Here is a 15,853-nt window from a genome sequence, read left to right on the forward strand (position 1 = left end):
CCGTGAGCACCCCCGAACTCCCCCTGATCGAGCAGAACGAAGGCGGCTGCGGCGACGACTGCGGCTGCGGCGACGGCGAGGAGACCGGTCTCGACCCGGCGCTCGCCCAGCTGCTGGTGGACGCGGGCCTGGACCCGATCGAGGTCGAGGACATCGCGCACATGGCGCTGTCCGAGGACCTGGACGGCGGGGTCGACGTCACCACCGTCGCGACCGTCTCCGAAGAGGCCGAGGCCATCGCCGACTTCGTGGCCCGCGAGGCGGGCGTCGTGGCGGGTCTGCGGATCGCCGAGGCCGTGTTCTCCGTGGTGTGCACGGAGGCCTTCGAAGTCGAGCGGCACGCCGAGGACGGCGACCGGGTCGAGGCCGGGCAGCTGCTGCTGTCGGTGCGCTCCCGCACCCGTGACCTGCTGACCGCCGAGCGCAGCGCGCTGAACATCCTGTGCCGGCTGTCCGGCATCGCGACGGCCACCCGCCGCTGGGCGGACGCCCTGGAGGGCACGAAGGCGAAGGTCCGCGACACCCGCAAGACGACGCCGGGCCTGCGGTCGCTGGAGAAGTACGCGGTCCGCTGCGGCGGCGGCGTCAACCACCGCATGTCGCTGTCGGACGCCGCGCTGGTCAAGGACAACCACGTGGTCGCCGCGGGCGGCGTCGCGCAGGCCTTCAAGGCCGTCCGCGAGGCGTTCCCGGACGTGCCGGTGGAGGTCGAGGTCGACACCATGCACCAGGTCCGCGAGGTCGTGGACGCGGGCGCCGACCTGATCCTGCTGGACAACTTCACCGTCCCGGAGACGGAGGAGGCGGTGACGATCGTCGCGGGCCGCGCGGTCCTGGAGTCCTCGGGCCGGCTGTCCCTGGAGACGGCCCGCGCCTACGCGGAGACCGGTGTGGACTACCTGGCGGTGGGCGCGCTGACGCACTCGTCGCCGATCCTGGACATCGGCCTCGACCTGCGCGAGGCGGTGTAAGCCGATGCTGCTCACCATCGACGTGGGCAACACCCACACGGTCCTCGGGCTGTTCGACGGCGAGGAGATCGTCGAGCACTGGCGTGTCTCGACGGATCCGCGGCGCACGGCGGACGAGCTGGCCGTGCTGATGCAGGGCCTGATGGGGATGCACCCGATGCTCGGCAGCGAGCTCGGCGACGGGATCCACGGCATCGCGATCTGCTCGACGGTGCCGTCGGTGCTGCACGAGCTGCGCGAGGTCACCCGCCGCTACTACGGCGACGTGCCGGCGATCGTGGTGGAGCCCGGCGTGAAGACGGGCGTGCCGATCCTGATGGACAACCCGAAGGAGGTCGGCGCGGACCGCATCGTCAACGCGGCCGCCGCCGTCGAGCTGTACGGGGGCCCGGCGATCGTCGTCGACCTCGGTACGGCGACGACCTTCGACGCGGTCTCCGCGCGGGGTGAGTACGTGGGCGGGGTGATCTCGCCGGGCATCGAGATCTCGATGGAGGCGCTCGGGATGCGCGGCGCCCTGCTGCGCAAGATCGAGCTGGCCCGGCCGCGCAACGTGATCGGCAAGTCCACGGTCGAGGCGATGCAGTCGGGCGTGGTCTACGGGTTCGCGGGCCAGGTCGACGGGATCGTGCACCGCATCGCCCGGGACCTGGTGGGTCCGGACGGCGATCCGGACGACGTCCGCGTCATCGCGACGGGCGGGCTGGCCCCGGTCATCCTCGGCGAGACCACGGTGATCGACGAGCACGAGCCGTGGCTGACGCTGATCGGGCTGCGGCTCGTGTACGAGCGCAACGCGCCCAGCTTCGAGTGATCCCGGCCGCCGGTGGGGTCCCGTGCGGACGGGGCCCCGCCGACGGGTGCGGCCCCACCGGCCGGTCATGAAAGCCCCGGTAGCGGAACGTCATGCGGAATCCTCAGCTTGAACCTGATCCGTTAGCTTGTCGGCGTCGGACGCACACCCTCGCGAAGCGGCACAGCCGAGACGGCACAGGACGGCCCAAATGCCCCGTAAATCACCGTACTTGCAGGTGGTCGCATCACTCAGGACCCGTATCGAGGCGGGTGAGTGGGCGATAGGCGACAGGCTCCCCTCCCGCGCCCGGTTCGCACAGGAGTACTCCGTCGGGCAGGGCGTCACCCAGCGGGCCATGGAGCAGCTGATCATCGAGGGCTTCCTCGAGGGCCGCGCGGGTTCCGGCACCTACGTGCGCACCCCGCGCCGGCGCATGCGGATGCTCCGCACCCGCCGCCGCGTCCCCGGCTCCGGCAACACCTTCCGCTCCGAGGCCGCCGCGCACGGCATCGCCGCGTCCTGGGAGTTCAGGACCCTCCCGCAGGTCCCGGCGCCGGAGCGGATCGCCGCCCGGCTGGCCATCGAGCCCGGTTCGCCCTGCGTGATGACCCGCTACGAGTTCATGGCCGACGGCAGCCCCGCCGAGCTCTCCGAGTCCTGGGAGCCGCTGGCCATCACCTCCGGCACCCCGGTCGTGCTCCCGGAGGTGGGCGAACTGCGCGGCGCCGGGGTGGTGGCGCGCATGCGGTCCATCGGCATCACCGTCACCTCCGTGGTGGAGGTGCCGCGGCCCGCCCGGGCCAACCAGAACCAGGCCAACCTCCTCGGGATCAGCCTCGGCGCCATGATCACCGAGATCGAGCGCACGTACCTCGACTCCGACGGCCGCCCCGTGGAGACCGCCGACCTGGTCATCCCCGACTCGCGCTACGAGATCGCGTACGCCTTCCCGGTGGAGTGACCGGGGGCGCGTATTGTGAACGGCCGTACTTTCCGACGACCGGGTTTTTTACCGGAACTGGCCGGAGTGTGCCCCTCGTGGCGCTAGCGTCACGCTGGAAAGCACCGCGACCTCGTCCACTGCGGAGGAGACACCATGACCGCGAACGCTCGACCCGACTGGCGCAAATCGTCCTACTGCGGCGAGGGCGACGCCTGCGTGTACGTGGCGGCCGCGCCCGGCACCCTGGTGCGCGTGGCCGACCGGGCCGATCCGGCGCACCTGGTGATGGCGACCACCCACGCCGCCTGGGCGGAATTCGTGAAGTCCGTCAAAGTGACCGGCTGAGCCGGGGCGGACCGCCCGGAGGGGCGGCGTGGACCCCCGCCGCGCCGCAATCCCGCACCCTCAGGGGATTTTGTCCGATTAGCGCGTATCTTCGCCCCATGCCCACGCCTTACGGATCCCGCGGCGGCATGGCGTTCAGCGCCGCCGAGCTGCACGTGCTCAGGCGTTCCCTCGCCCACGCCCTCCAGTCCTCCACGGCCCCCCTGACCGCCTCCGAGGTCCAGGACTGCCTGTGCCTCGCGGCGTCGGTGGACGACGCCGTCCTGGAGGCGGGCCGGCTCAGAGCCTTCCTGCTCGACGACCTCGCCCGCTACAGAGACGCCCTCCCCGGGAGCCTGTCGGGCTACCTGGAGCTCCTCCAGGACGCCCTGGCCGCCGGGTACGAGCCCCTGGCGGACGACCTGGCCGCGCTGCGCGCCCTGCGGGCCAACCCGGTCGCCGCCGCCGTCCTGGAACGGGCCCAGACCGTCGCGGGCCGCTCCGTACGCCGCAGGCTCGCCACCGGGACCGCGCCCGGGGCCCCCGCGCCGCGCACCCGGCTGCTGGCCCTGGCCGGCGGCAAGGAGCAGCCGCCCCCGCCGCCGCCGAAGCCCGCTCCGGCGAAGGAGCCCCCGGCCCGGCCGGTGCCCACGCCGGGCGAGGTGTTCCCGCCGCGCCGCAAGCCCACCCCGCCCCCGGCGGCCGGACGCGCGGCGGTATAGCTACGCTGGGGGGCATGGACTACGTCTCCGCGCTCGTGCCCCCCATCGTGATGGCCGCGTTCTTCATCGCACTCGTCGTGACGATCGTGAAGTCCCAGGGCGGGGCCAACAAGGCCAAGGAAGACGCGGTGGTCGACGCCGCGCTCGCCCGCGCCGAGGCCGGCCAGCAGCCGCAGAAGTGAAGTAACCCCCGCCGGGGTTTTCCACCGCGCGTTGCGGCGAATAGTCGGGCAATTCGCCGCAATCGGCACTATTGTGCTGCTGTGCCTCGCCCCTTGGGAGAACTCGAAGACGCAGTGATGACGCGGGTGTGGCAGTGGAACCGCCCGGTCACCGTTCGGGAAGTCCTGGAAGACCTCCAGCAGGAACGGTCCATCGCGTACACCACGGTCATGACCGTTATGGACAATCTCCATCAGAAGGGCTGGGTCCGCCGGGAAGCCGAAGGCCGCGCCTATCGATATACGGCGGTCTCCACCCGCGCCGCCTACTCCGCCGCGCTCATGAACGAGGCCTGGTCCACCAGCGACAGCCCGGCGGCCGCACTCGTCGCCTTCTTCGGCATGATGTCCCCCGAACAACGCGAGGCCCTCCGCGACGCCGTCCGCATCGTCCAGCACGACGAACCCGAACCCGAACCGGGAACCGGGACCGGCCCGGCCGACGGAGAACCGGCAGGCGGGGAACCGCCCGCGACCGCGCCGTAAGGGGACTCCGGCGCGCACGGGAGCGACCCGGGGCGATAGCGTCCGGGTATGGGAGAGCTTTCCACCACAGCCGACGCCAAAACAGTGACGATCCGCCGCGCGCGCACCAGCGATGTTCCGGCGCTGCGCCGCCTGCTCGACCAGTACGTGCAGCAGCGGATCCTCCTCGACAAAGCCCCCGTCGTCCTTTACGAGGACATCCAGGAGTTCTGGGTCGCGGAACGCGACTCCGACGGGCAGGTGGTGGGCTGCGGCGCCCTCCACGTCATGTGGGAAGACCTCGCCGAAGTGCGCACGCTCGCCGTCGACCGCGACTTGAAGGGCGCCGGCGTCGGGCACCTGGTGCTCGCCAAGTTGTTGGAGACCGCCCGCCGCGTCGGGGTGAGCCGGGTATTCTGCCTGACCTTCGAAGTGGACTTCTTCGCGAAGCACGGCTTCGTCGAGATCGGCGAGACCGCGGTGGAGACCGATGTCTACATGGAGCTCCTGCGTTCCTATGACGAGGGTGTCGCCGAGTTCCTCGGTCTCGAACGAGTGAAGCCGAACACCTTGGGCAACAGCCGGATGCTGCTGCACCTCTGATCGGGCCCGGGGGCTATTACGGGCCCCCGTCCGCCTGAGGCCTATGTCCGAATCGCGCACGTTTCCCGCCTTGTTGAGGTCCTGAACCTCTCGACGGGGGTTTGTGTTTTCCAGGCAAAAGCGGTTTCCTTTCCGCGTACTGCATTTTCGATGAAAGGAAATCCGGTGGCACAGAAGGTTCAGGTCCTTCTTGTCGACGACCTCGACGGTGGCACGGCGGACGAGACCGTGACGTTCGCTCTGGATGGCAAGACCTACGAGATCGACCTCACCACCGCCAACGCTGAAAAGCTCCGCGGTGCGCTGGAGGACTTCGTGAAGGCGGGCCGCCGTACCGGCGGGCGTGCTTCCACCGGCCGCGCCAAGGGCCGCGCCGCCGCCGCCCCGGGCAGCCCGGACACCGCGGAGATCCGCGCGTGGGCCAAGGCCCAGGGTCTCAGCGTCAACGACCGCGGCCGGGTTCCCGCCGAGATCCGCGAGGCCTACGAGAACGCCAAGGGCTGAGGCGTACGCCGCCCCAGGCGGGCGCGGTGGCATTCCGTCGCCGCCGCGGCCACCAGGCGTACGAGATCGGGCCCGGCCGGCTCCGCACAGAGTCCGGGTCCGGCGCCCCGCCCCGGACCGGGCAGGGCGGGCAGCGACGCCTCGCACCCCAGCTCGGGGGGCCGCAGCCACACCGCGGCCCCCCGAGGGCTTTCTCCCGGCGCCCGTCCGGGCGGCACGGGGGCGGTGATCCTGCCCCCCGCGCCCACGGCGGTCAGGTCCAGCGCCACCCCGCCCCACTCCAGCCAGTCGAGCAGCCCCTCCAGCTCCTCGGCGCCGCCCGGGGCGATCAGGAAGCGCATCCGGCGCCCCATCGCCGCCACCGGACCGGCGGCGGCGAAACCGGGCCGGCGCAGCACCGCGGCCCCGGCGTCCGCGGGCAGCTCCAGCACGTCGAACCGGACCCCGGTGACCAGCTGCGGGGGCGGCCCCCCGGCGCAGGCCCAGCCGAGCACCCGTTCGTACCAGGTACGGGTGTCGTCCTCGGACGGGACGCGGGGCGACGGGACGCTCACGCTGAGGGACATGACCGGAGCAACTCCGGCGACCGCCGACGGGTTACGCGACGCGCCCGCACCAATGCGGAGCGTAAACATCGGCCGAGCGGAGTCTCACATTCGGGACACAAGCGTGTTCGCCCGTAGCGGAGGGAACCATGCGTACCGGCATGGAGTGTCAGTCCTTACGGGTAAGACATTCCTAGTGGATCGGGGCGACACGCTGATTTGAGCGTGTTCCGTTCGCCATCGGCGTACACCTGTGACGGGTATCTGCCTGGCCTGCGGGAACATCGTCTCGCACCATCGAGTTGGAGCAGTAGTCGGCTCTTACAGCCGGTTTTCCTCACCGACGTGGGGGTGAGCCGTGGACGGATGTCGGCAGTTGGAATGAGCTGTCCCGTCCCGCGGGACTAGCATGCGGAAGGACAGGGCGGGGACCGACCCCGAACTGCCCGACCGCTCTGAGGAGCGATAAACGATGTTCGAGAGGTTCACCGACCGCGCGCGGCGGGTTGTCGTCCTGGCTCAGGAAGAAGCCCGGATGCTCAACCACAACTACATCGGCACCGAGCACATCCTCCTGGGCTTGATCCACGAGGGTGAGGGTGTCGCCGCTAAGGCCCTGGAGAGCCTCGGGATTTCGCTCGAGGCTGTTCGCCAGCAGGTTGAGGAGATCATCGGTCAGGGCCAGCAGGCCCCGTCCGGCCACATCCCCTTCACGCCGCGGGCGAAGAAGGTCCTGGAGCTGTCGCTCCGAGAGGCCCTCCAGCTCGGCCACAACTACATCGGCACCGAGCACATCCTGCTCGGCCTGATCCGCGAGGGCGAGGGCGTCGCCGCCCAGGTCCTCGTGAAGCTGGGCGCCGATCTGAACAGGGTCCGGCAGCAGGTCATCCAGCTGCTCTCCGGCTACACCGGGGGCGGCAAGGAGTCGGCCACCGCAGGCGGCCCGGCCGAGGGCACCCCCTCGACCTCGCTGGTCCTCGACCAGTTCGGCCGCAACCTCACCCAGGCGGCCCGCGAATCCAAGCTCGACCCGGTCATCGGGCGCGAGAAGGAGATCGAGCGGGTCATGCAGGTCCTGTCCCGCCGGACCAAGAACAACCCGGTCCTCATCGGCGAGCCCGGCGTCGGCAAGACCGCCGTCGTCGAGGGCCTGGCGCAGGCGATCGTCAAGGGCGAGGTCCCCGAGACCCTCAAGGACAAGCACCTCTACACGCTCGACCTGGGTGCCCTGGTCGCCGGCTCCCGCTACCGCGGTGACTTCGAGGAGCGCCTGAAGAAGGTCCTCAAGGAGATCCGCACCCGCGGCGACATCATCCTGTTCATCGACGAGCTCCACACCCTCGTGGGTGCGGGTGCCGCCGAGGGCGCGATCGACGCCGCCAGCATCCTGAAGCCCATGCTGGCCCGTGGCGAGCTCCAGACCATCGGTGCCACCACGCTGGACGAGTACCGCAAGCACCTGGAGAAGGACGCGGCCCTGGAGCGCCGCTTCCAGCCCATCCAGGTCGCGGAGCCGTCGCTGCCGCACACCATCGAGATCCTCAAGGGTCTCCGTGACCGGTACGAGGCCCACCACCGCGTCTCGATCACGGACGAGGCCCTCGTCCAGGCCGCGACCCTGGCCGACCGGTACATCTCGGACCGCTTCCTCCCGGACAAGGCGATCGACCTGATCGACGAGGCCGGCTCCCGGATGCGCATCCGCCGGATGACCGCGCCGCCGGACCTCCGCGAGTTCGACGAGAAGATCGCGGCCGTCCGCCGCGACAAGGAGTCGGCCATCGACTCCCAGGACTTCGAGAAGGCGGCTTCGCTCCGTGATTCGGAGAAGCAGCTGCTCGCCGCGAAGTCCAAGCGCGAGAAGGAATGGAAGGCCGGCGACATGGACGTCGTCGCCGAGGTCGACGGCGAGCTCATCGCCGAGGTCCTCGCGACCGCGACCGGCATTCCCGTCTTCAAGCTGACCGAGGAGGAGTCCTCGCGCCTGCTGCGCATGGAGGACGAGCTCCACAAGCGCGTCATCGGTCAGAAGGACGCCATCAAGGCCCTTTCGCAGGCGATCCGCCGTACGCGGGCCGGCCTGAAGGACCCGAAGCGCCCCGGTGGCTCGTTCATCTTCGCCGGTCCGTCCGGTGTCGGTAAGACCGAGCTCTCCAAGACGCTCGCCGAATTCCTGTTCGGCGACGAGGACGCGCTGATCTCCCTCGACATGTCGGAGTTCAGCGAGAAGCACACGGTTTCCCGCCTCTTCGGTTCGCCCCCCGGCTACGTGGGCTACGAAGAGGGCGGCCAGCTGACCGAGAAGGTCCGCCGGAAGCCGTTCTCCGTCGTCCTCTTCGACGAGGTCGAGAAGGCGCACCCGGATATCTTCAATTCCCTTCTCCAGATCCTGGAGGACGGTCGCCTGACCGACTCCCAGGGCCGGGTCGTGGACTTCAAGAACACGGTCATCATCATGACGACCAACCTGGGTACGCGGGACATCTCCAAGGGCTTCAACCTGGGCTTCGCCGCCCAGGGCGACGTCAAGACCGGCTACGACCGGATGAAGGCGAAGGTCAACGAAGAGCTCAAGCAGCACTTCCGGCCCGAGTTCCTCAACCGTGTCGACGACACGGTCGTCTTCCACCAGCTCAGCCAGGAAGACATCATCCAGATCGTCGACCTGATGATCGCCAAGGTGGACGAGCGCCTCAAGGACCGCGACATGGGCATCGAGCTCAGCGGTGACGCTAAGCAGCTCCTGGCCAAGCGCGGCTACGACCCGATCATGGGCGCCCGCCCGCTGCGCCGGACCATCCAGCGCGAGATCGAGGACCTGCTCTCCGAGAAGATCCTCTTCGGCGAGCTGCGCCCCGGCCACATCGTGGTCGTCGGCGTGGAGGGCGAGGGCGAGAACGCCAAGTTCACCTTCCGCGGCGAGGAGAAGTCGGCCCTGCCCGACCTCCCCCCGATCGAGGCCACGGGCTCCGGCCCGGACCTGTCGAAGGGCGCGTAAGCACCGGCCGCTCGCAGCAGCGGCCCAAAGGGGCGGCCCCGGGACCTTGTGGTCCCGGGGCCGCCCCTTTGGGGTGTGGGGCGGGGCCTGCGGTGCGGGGCCCGGGGTGGGGGCGCGCCATCTCCCCCTCGACCCCCTGGGGCGGGGCGGAGGTTGCCCACCCGCCCCCTTGCCTGCGGGGCGGGGGCCGGGGGCGGTATGCCCTGGGGCGGTCTCATAGCCGGTTGGGGGTTTCCCGTCAGTCCCATCGTCCTTCCGGTTCGGGCCGGTCCCTCAAGGGCGCTCCTTCGTCGCGTCGCTACGCGATGGCCTTCGGCCACCCTTGACCGACCGGCCCGAACCGGAAAGCCGAAAGACTGCCGGGAAACCCCCAAAGAAACGGCACGGACGATCCTTGGAGGAGCGGGTCCCTCAGCGCTGAGACGAGGGGCCCGGCGCCGGCCCGCCGACATACGGCCCCCACATCTGCGATTCCGGACCAGGGGCGCGACAACCCGCACGAGAAGACGATCAGAGCAGCCCAGGAAGCCCCCAGACGCGTCAGATCGCTACGCGCTCCTCCCGGCTCAGCGTCCGGCGACCGTCTGGGGCTGGGATGGGCCGCGAGAGGGGCGGACGAAGGCCTTGGGGGCCGAATCCGCCCTCTCGCAGGGCATATGGCGGCTTGCCGGAGTCTGCGGATGTCTTTTTCACCCGCAGACTCCGACAGGGAACGATCCGACCCCACAACAGGCCCCCATAAGCGCGCAAAAGGGGTGGGTGAGTCTTCTGTATGGCCTACGGCCAGCCCAAGGCGGCGGTCGGCCGCCGAGACCAGAGGAGCGCGTAGCGATCTGTCGCGCCTGTCGGGTCCCTGGGCTGCTCTGTTCGTCCTCTGGTGCGGGTATCGGCCACGGGCGGTCGTCGGACGCTGAGATTCGGGGAGCGCGTAGCGATCTGTCGCGCTTGGGGGGTCTGGAGGGCGCTCTGATCAGCCTCTCGTGCGGGTAGTCGCGCCCCTGGCCCGGAATCCGGACTCTTGAGGCCCCGGATGTCGGGCGGGCCGGCGTCCGGCCCCTCGCCTCATCCCTGAGAGACCCGTCCGCCCTCCTCTGAACCGTCCCGTTTCTTTGGGGGTTTCCCGGCAGTCTTTCGGCTTTCCGGTTCGGGTCGGTCGGTCAAGGGTCGCCGAAGGCGATCACGAAGTGACGCGACGAAGGAGCGCCCTTGAGGGACCGGCCCGAACCGGAAGGACGATGGGACTGACGGGAAACCCCCAACCGGCTATGAGACCGCCCCGGGGGATACCGCTCCCCCACCCCCACCCGCGCCCCGGCAAACGCCCGCCCGGCGGTGACAAGCCGCACAGGGCAAAACGGACCTACTAGGAATTGTCGTAGGTTTTGGTGTCCTGGTTTGTCCCTGCGTACGTGCAGGACGGGTGCCGTCAAGAGTGTGGAGATCCATCGCGCGGCTACGAGCCGGGGTAGTAAAAGGGACGTTTGGGGAAGCTCGGGGGCGCGGGTTACCAAGGTGGGGCAAGCCCGGCAGTGGCGGTTCGGTCCGCAGCGCCGGGATCTTTCTTGCCCGAAACACGCCCTTGTCCCCGGCCCCGGAGGTCTCCACATGTCCGCGAAGCGCGCCAGCACCCGCCGTACCCGTATCGCCGTCGCCGCCACCGGGCTCGGTGCGCTGCTGGCTCTCGGGGCCGGGACGACCGCCGCCTTCGCCGACGAGGCCCCCAGCACCCTGTCCGCCTCCGCCGAGGTCGCCGCCGTCCAGGCCCAGGCCGATGCGCAGGCCAAGGCCGCGGCCGCCAAGACCTCCCTGTGGGCCAAGCCCGTCGACAGCTACACGCTGTCCGCGACCTTCGGCAAGGGCGGCAGCATGTGGGCGCACAAGCACTCCGGCCAGGACTTCGCCGTCCCGACCGGTACCAAGGTCAAGGCCGCGGCCGCCGGCACCGTCGTGAAGGCCGGTCCGAACGGTGGCGGCGACGGTCCCGCGTACGGCAACGCCATCGTGGTCAAGCACGCGAACAACACGTACTCCCAGTACGCGCACCTCTCGAAGATCCAGGTCAAGATCGGCCAGAAGGTCTCCGCGGGCCAGCAGATCGCGCTGTCCGGCAACACCGGCAACAGCAGCGGCCCGCACCTGCACTTCGAGATCCGCACCACCGCGAACTACGGCTCGGCCGTCAACCCGGTGGCCTTCCTGCGGAACGCCGGCGTCACCATCTGACCGGCCTGCCCCCGAGGGTCAGACCAGCCAGGAGTGGATCGGCCTGGTCTTGCCGAGCTTGTTGTTCTTCAGGCCCGTGATCTGTTCCTGGCCCAGCGCCTGGTCGAAGATCCGGATGTGGTCCAGCGGGCCCATCCACGAGGCGCTCCAGATCCCGTGGTGGCGGGCCCGGCCCAGCTGGAGGGGGCCGGGGCCGGCCCAGATCCCGGAGACCTGCGCCTGACCGGCCTGCTTGTCGTCCACCCAGAGCGCGATGGTCTTCTTCTCCGCGTCGTAGGTGCCCGTCAGGAGCGCCCACTGGCGGGTCGTGTCCACGTTGTCCGCGACGACCTGCTGGGCCGTGGCCGCCTGGCCCTTGTCCCCGGTCTGCACCCGGAACACCCAGGCCTTCTTGCCGCCCACGACCTCGAAGCCCAGCTCGAAGGAGTACGAGTCCCCGTCGCCCTGGCTGACCGCCATGCGCGGGCCGGACTCGGACACGTTGTAGGCGCGCGTGGAGACGGTGAAGCTCTTCGTCACGTCCACGGCGGCCTCGGCGCCCTGCGCGTAGGAGTCCGCGGCGCCCTTGAAGCGGACCTCGGTCCGGTTGGCGAGTTCCCCGAGTGAGGCGCCCGGGCCCAGGGCTATGCCCATCTTGCCGTTGCGGTCGCGCAGCAGGTTCGGTTCGCCCGGCACGGTGGGGGAGTCGTCCTCGGGGTTCTTGCTGCCGTCCGGGCCCTTCGAGGCGGGGCCGCCGGAGGCGCTCGGGGAGTCCGAGGCGGCGACGGCCGGCGGGTCCTTCGGGTCGTCGTCGGAGCCGTTCAGTACGAAGAACCCCGCGCCGCCCGCCACCAGGACGAGGGCGAGCGCCCCGATCCCGATGGTCAGCCGCTTGCGCTTGCGCTGCTGGGCCTCGGTGGCGTCGGCCATCGCCTGCCAGTCCGGGGTGGACGGGGCGGGGAGGGGCGCGGTGGCGGGGGAGGGAAACGGTTCCTCGGCGGGCTGGGCCGGAGGCGGGCCGAAGCCACCTCCGGCCGGCTGTCCCTGCGCGGGCCCCGACTGGTAGGGGTTCGGCGTCTGCGGCGGGAATCCGTAGCCGCCGCTCCCCGAGGCGGGGCCGGGCTGGGGGCTGTTCGGGCGATCCGTACCGTCAGTCATGGCAGGGATGCTAGAACATCGCCGGGAGGGGCCGTCAGCCCGGGAGCTGGATGATCGGGAAGCTGCCCGTCGCCGTCGGGGCGTGTTCCGGCAGCCACAGCACCGCGACCGCGCCCGCCGCGGCGCCCTCGTTCTCCGCGCCGCCCCGGGCCGCGACGTTGCGGAAGGTCAGCCGGGCCCCCAGGACGCGGGCCTGGCCCTCCGCGATGGTCAGGCCGAGTCCGTGGCCGACGCCCGCGCGGTCCGTGGATCCGGTCCGGAAGCGGCTGGGGCCCTCGCGGAGCAGGGCCTCGGGGAAGCCCGGCCCGTGGTCCCGGACGCGTACGACCCGGCCCTCGACGTCGACCTGGATCGGGGCGCGCCCGTACCGCATGGCGTTGGCCAGCAGGTTTCCCAGGATCCGCTCCAGCCGGCGGGGGTCGGTGCTGACGATCTCGTCCGCGACGACGCGTACGGAGGCGTCGGGCATCAGCGAGGCGACCCGCCGGGACACGAACTCGCCCAGTGCCACTTCCTGGAGCTCGGCGCGCTCGGACGCGCCGTCCAGCCGGGCGACCTCCAGGACGTCCTCGACCAGGGCGCGCATGGCCTGGGCGCGGTCGCGCACCAGCTCGGTCGGCCGGCCGGGGGGCAGCAGTTCCGCGGCGGTGAGCAGGCCCGTGACCGGGGTCCGCAGCTCGTGGGCGATGTCCGCGGTGACCCGCCGTTCGGCCTCCAGCCGCTGCTGGAGGGCGTCGGCCATGGCGTCGACGGCGCGGGCCAGGTCGTCGGTCTCGTCCCGTACGACGCCGCCGACGGCGTCCCGTACGCGTACTTCGGGGTCGCCGTGGGCCACGCGCTGTGCGGCGGCCGCGGCCTCGCGGAGCCGGCGGGAGATCTGGCCGCCGATGAGGACGCCCATCGCCGAGCCGCCGATCACGACGGCCAGCGAGCCGACGACCAGGGCCCGGTCCAGGTCGCGCACCATGTTGGCGCTCTCGCGGAACTGGTGGTGCATGGACAGCACCTGCCCGTTGCCGAGCGGTACGGCCGCCCACACCTCGGGGGCGCGTTTGGGGTACTCCTGCACGTAGGTGCCGCGCCGTCCGGAGCGGGCCTTCTCGCGCAGTTCGGCGGGCAGCTCGGGGTCGTTGATCTTGGCGCCCCAGATGGGCTTGCGGCCGGCGTCGGGGGTGCGGGCGATGTACTGGACCCGCTCCAGCTCCTGGTCGCGGGCGCTCTCCATCATCGACACGCGGGCAGCGCTGTGCACCACCAGGCTCAGGGCGAGCGCGGTGAGGGCGCCGACGGCGGCGATGGCGAGCGTGATCTTCCAGCGGATCCCCGTGCGGAGGGTGACGCGCCTCATGCGGTTCTACTCATGCCTTGAGCTTGTATCCGAAGCCTCGGACCGTCTCGATCCGGTCCTGTCCGATCTTGGTGCGCAGCCGCTGTACGTGGACGTCGACGACGCGGGTGTCGCCGCCCCAGTCGTAGTCCCAGACCCGTTCGAGGAGCCGGTCGCGGGACAGGACGGTGCCGGGTGCGGAGGAGAACTCCAGCAGCAGCCGCATCTCGGTGGGGGTGAGGGCGACGGGGGCGCCGGCCCTGCGGACCTCCATGCCCTCGGTGTCGACCTCCAGGTCGCCGAAGGACAGGACGCCGCGTTCGTCGGAGCCGTCCGCGTCGGCGGAGCCGTTCGCGCCGTTCTGCGGGCCGCCCGCGTGGCCGAAGCGGCGCAGCACGGCGCGGATGCGGGCGACGAGGACGGAGCCGTCGAAGGGCTTGGTGACGTAGTCGTCGGCGCCGGCCTCCAGGCCGAGGACGACGTCGATGCTGTCGGCGCGTGCCGAGAGCATGATGACGGGGACGGTGGACTCGTCGCGGATGCGCCGGCAGAGGCTGACGCCGTCCATGCCGGGCACCATCACGTCGAGGAGGGCGATGTCGGGCCGGTTGGCCCGGAAGGACTCCAGGCCGGACAGGCCGTCGGGCATGGCGGTGACCGCGAAGCCGTCGCGTTCCAGCGCCAGCGTCGTGGCCTCGCGGATGACGTCGTCGTCCTCCACGAACAGCACGTGGGTCTCGGCCATGCCCAGCCTCACTCCGCTTCCATCGTCGGTTCGGTCAGTCGTTCTTCTGCGAGACGGCCGGGGCCGGTTGCATCCCGGGGTTGTAGACGTTGCTGTACTCCGAGTGCACCCGGTCCTGCTCGGCGAACCGTTCGCCGTTCCAGCGGTACGTGATCACGTCCTCGCCGGACGGTTCGGAGGGGGCGGCGTCGTGCCCGTACACGGGCTTGCTGACGACGAGGTCGCCCCGGTCGATCTCCGCGTAGACGGGCTTCTGCTCGTCCGCGAACACATTCTCGTACGCGGAGCCGTTCGACCGGTACACGTACGAGCCGCGGCCCAGGGCGTCGGCGCAGGACAGGACGTTGACGACGACGTCGACGACGGTGTTGCCGGTGATCTTCCCGTAGCTCACGTCGATCGGGTACTCCTTGCCCGTGCAGGGCTTCAGGTCCCGCTTGATCTCGGCGCTGACCTTGGGGTCGGCCTTCAGCAGGGCGACCGGGTCGACCCGCTTGACCGGGCTGCCGGTGGACGCGGCGGCGGAGTGGCCCGGGGCCGGGGGCTTGGTGGGGACGCCGGTGGGCTGGTTGCTGCGCGCCACCGGATCGGTGCGCGCGGGCCCCCCGTCGCGCAGCCCCGTGCCCCCGGCGGAGCATCCGGCCGCGAACAGCACTGTGCCGACGAGGACCGTGGTCCCCGCCGACAGGAGTACCAGCGAGCTTCTACCGCTCAGACTTTGGCCGTTCAGGCCGCGCACCGCTCCCGCCCCTCGTAGCGCGTGGTGTGGTCACCGCGTTCCAGGGCACGCATGTCCAGGTCCCGGCTCTCCAGCTCCTGACGGAGCCGGGCCAGGGCGCGGTGCAGTGTGCTCTTCACGGTTCCCGCCGACATACCGAGCGCCGCGGCCGTCTCCTCGGTGCTCATCTGCTCCCAGTGTCGCAGCACGACGACACTGCGCTGCTTGGGCGCGAGCACCTTGAGGATGTCCATGAGGAGGGCGCGGTCGGCGCGCTGGTCCGAGCCGTCCTCGACGGAGGCGTCGGGGAGCTGCTCGGTGGGGACCTCGTCGAGCTTGCGGGCCCGCCACCACTCGGTCCGCGTGTTGATCATGACGCGGCGCAGGTAGGCGTCGGCGAGGGACTTGTCGGCGATGCCGTCCCAGCGGCCGTAGGTGCGGACGAGGGCGGTCTGGAGGAGGTCCTGGGCGTCCGTGGGGTCCGGGACCAGGCGCCGTGCGCTGCGCAGGAGGGCGTCCTGCCGGGTGCGTACGTACTCCTCGAACTCGAGTACCTCTCCGTGCGCCATGCGTACCGCCTCCACTGCGTCCCCGTCTCCGCTGTCTTACGG

At 70.8% G+C, this 15,853-nt stretch carries 17 protein-coding genes; 11 read left to right on the plus strand and 6 right to left on the minus strand.

Annotated features, from left to right (window positions below; translation table 11 throughout):
- Window positions 1-2 precede the first annotated feature (2 nt).
- The 9 genes from nadC to ABD973_RS18065 all read left to right on the plus strand — a co-directional run bounded on the left by nadC (window position 3) and on the right by ABD973_RS18065 (window position 5,549).
- Entirely contained in the window at window positions 3-971 is a 969-nt protein-coding gene (gene nadC, locus ABD973_RS18025; RefSeq protein WP_345504624.1) for a carboxylating nicotinate-nucleotide diphosphorylase, read from the plus strand.
- A gap of 4 nt (window positions 972-975) precedes the next feature.
- Complete coding sequence (locus tag ABD973_RS18030; protein ID WP_007264823.1) at window positions 976-1,785, plus strand: type III pantothenate kinase; 810 nt, start codon at window positions 976-978, stop codon at window positions 1,783-1,785.
- Between the two features lie 190 nt (window positions 1,786-1,975).
- On the plus strand, window positions 1,976-2,728 hold the full coding sequence (locus ABD973_RS18035; protein WP_125599470.1) for a GntR family transcriptional regulator: 753 nt from the start codon (window positions 1,976-1,978) through the stop codon (window positions 2,726-2,728).
- Window positions 2,729-2,863: 135 nt separating this feature from the next.
- Window positions 2,864-3,055 (plus strand): DUF397 domain-containing protein, encoded by a 192-nt coding sequence (locus tag ABD973_RS18040; RefSeq protein ID WP_125599467.1) that lies wholly within the window; start codon window positions 2,864-2,866, stop codon window positions 3,053-3,055.
- Between the two features lie 98 nt (window positions 3,056-3,153).
- Entirely contained in the window at window positions 3,154-3,756 is a 603-nt protein-coding gene (locus tag ABD973_RS18045; RefSeq protein WP_125821505.1) for a hypothetical protein, read from the plus strand.
- 14 nt (window positions 3,757-3,770) lie between these two features.
- Window positions 3,771-3,938, plus strand: coding sequence for a hypothetical protein (locus ABD973_RS18050; protein ID WP_164720905.1), 168 nt, complete (start codon window positions 3,771-3,773; stop codon window positions 3,936-3,938).
- An 81-nt stretch (window positions 3,939-4,019) separates the two neighbouring features.
- A complete protein-coding gene (locus ABD973_RS18055; protein ID WP_125821504.1) occupies window positions 4,020-4,463 on the plus strand; it encodes a BlaI/MecI/CopY family transcriptional regulator in 444 nt (147 codons plus the stop codon).
- Between the two features lie 48 nt (window positions 4,464-4,511).
- Window positions 4,512-5,045, plus strand: coding sequence for an amino-acid N-acetyltransferase (locus ABD973_RS18060; RefSeq protein WP_125821503.1), 534 nt, complete (start codon window positions 4,512-4,514; stop codon window positions 5,043-5,045).
- Window positions 5,046-5,210: 165 nt separating this feature from the next.
- Window positions 5,211-5,549 (plus strand): histone-like nucleoid-structuring protein Lsr2, encoded by a 339-nt coding sequence (locus ABD973_RS18065; RefSeq protein ID WP_007264817.1) that lies wholly within the window; start codon window positions 5,211-5,213, stop codon window positions 5,547-5,549.
- Here ABD973_RS18065 and ABD973_RS18070 read toward each other — a convergent pair.
- Window positions 5,528-6,115: an SCO3374 family protein gene (locus tag ABD973_RS18070; protein ID WP_125821502.1), complete on the minus strand. Its 588-nt coding sequence runs from the start codon at window positions 6,113-6,115 to the stop codon at window positions 5,528-5,530. The genes ABD973_RS18065 and ABD973_RS18070 overlap by 22 nt on opposite strands.
- Before the next feature lie 451 nt (window positions 6,116-6,566).
- On the opposite strand from ABD973_RS18070, the gene ABD973_RS18075 reads away from it, so the two are divergent.
- A complete protein-coding gene (locus ABD973_RS18075; protein ID WP_125821501.1) occupies window positions 6,567-9,092 on the plus strand; it encodes an ATP-dependent Clp protease ATP-binding subunit in 2,526 nt (841 codons plus the stop codon).
- Window positions 9,093-10,697: 1,605 nt separating this feature from the next.
- Window positions 10,698-11,315 carry a M23 family metallopeptidase gene (locus tag ABD973_RS18080; protein ID WP_125605696.1) on the plus strand — a complete coding sequence of 206 codons (618 nt, stop codon included), beginning with the start codon at window positions 10,698-10,700 and terminating at the stop codon, window positions 11,313-11,315.
- Between the two features lie 18 nt (window positions 11,316-11,333).
- Here the strand turns inward: ABD973_RS18080 and ABD973_RS18085 are convergent, their stop codons facing one another.
- The 5 genes from ABD973_RS18085 to ABD973_RS18105 are packed head-to-tail and all read right to left on the minus strand — an operon-like array spanning window position 11,334 to window position 15,811.
- The gene (locus ABD973_RS18085) at window positions 11,334-12,452 is read right to left on the minus strand and encodes a LamG-like jellyroll fold domain-containing protein (RefSeq protein WP_125821500.1); all 1,119 of its coding nucleotides are present in this window, start codon (window positions 12,450-12,452) and stop codon (window positions 11,334-11,336) included.
- Window positions 12,453-12,486: 34 nt separating this feature from the next.
- Window positions 12,487-13,800 (minus strand): two-component system sensor histidine kinase CseC, encoded by a 1,314-nt coding sequence (cseC, locus tag ABD973_RS18090; protein ID WP_125602885.1) that lies wholly within the window; start codon window positions 13,798-13,800, stop codon window positions 12,487-12,489.
- A gap of 10 nt (window positions 13,801-13,810) precedes the next feature.
- The gene (gene cseB, locus ABD973_RS18095) at window positions 13,811-14,524 is read right to left on the minus strand and encodes a two-component system response regulator CseB (protein ID WP_125602886.1); all 714 of its coding nucleotides are present in this window, start codon (window positions 14,522-14,524) and stop codon (window positions 13,811-13,813) included.
- Window positions 14,525-14,558: 34 nt separating this feature from the next.
- Window positions 14,559-15,263, minus strand: a complete 705-nt coding sequence (locus ABD973_RS18100; protein ID WP_164720904.1) for a hypothetical protein — start codon at window positions 15,261-15,263, stop codon at window positions 14,559-14,561.
- Entirely contained in the window at window positions 15,251-15,811 is a 561-nt protein-coding gene (locus ABD973_RS18105; RefSeq protein ID WP_007264805.1) for a SigE family RNA polymerase sigma factor, read from the minus strand. The genes ABD973_RS18100 and ABD973_RS18105 overlap by 13 nt, the downstream gene beginning before the upstream one ends.
- Window positions 15,812-15,853 lie beyond the last annotated feature (42 nt).

This window comes from Streptomyces racemochromogenes, from assembly GCF_039535215.1.
GTDB lineage: Bacteria > Actinomycetota > Actinomycetes > Streptomycetales > Streptomycetaceae > Streptomyces > Streptomyces racemochromogenes.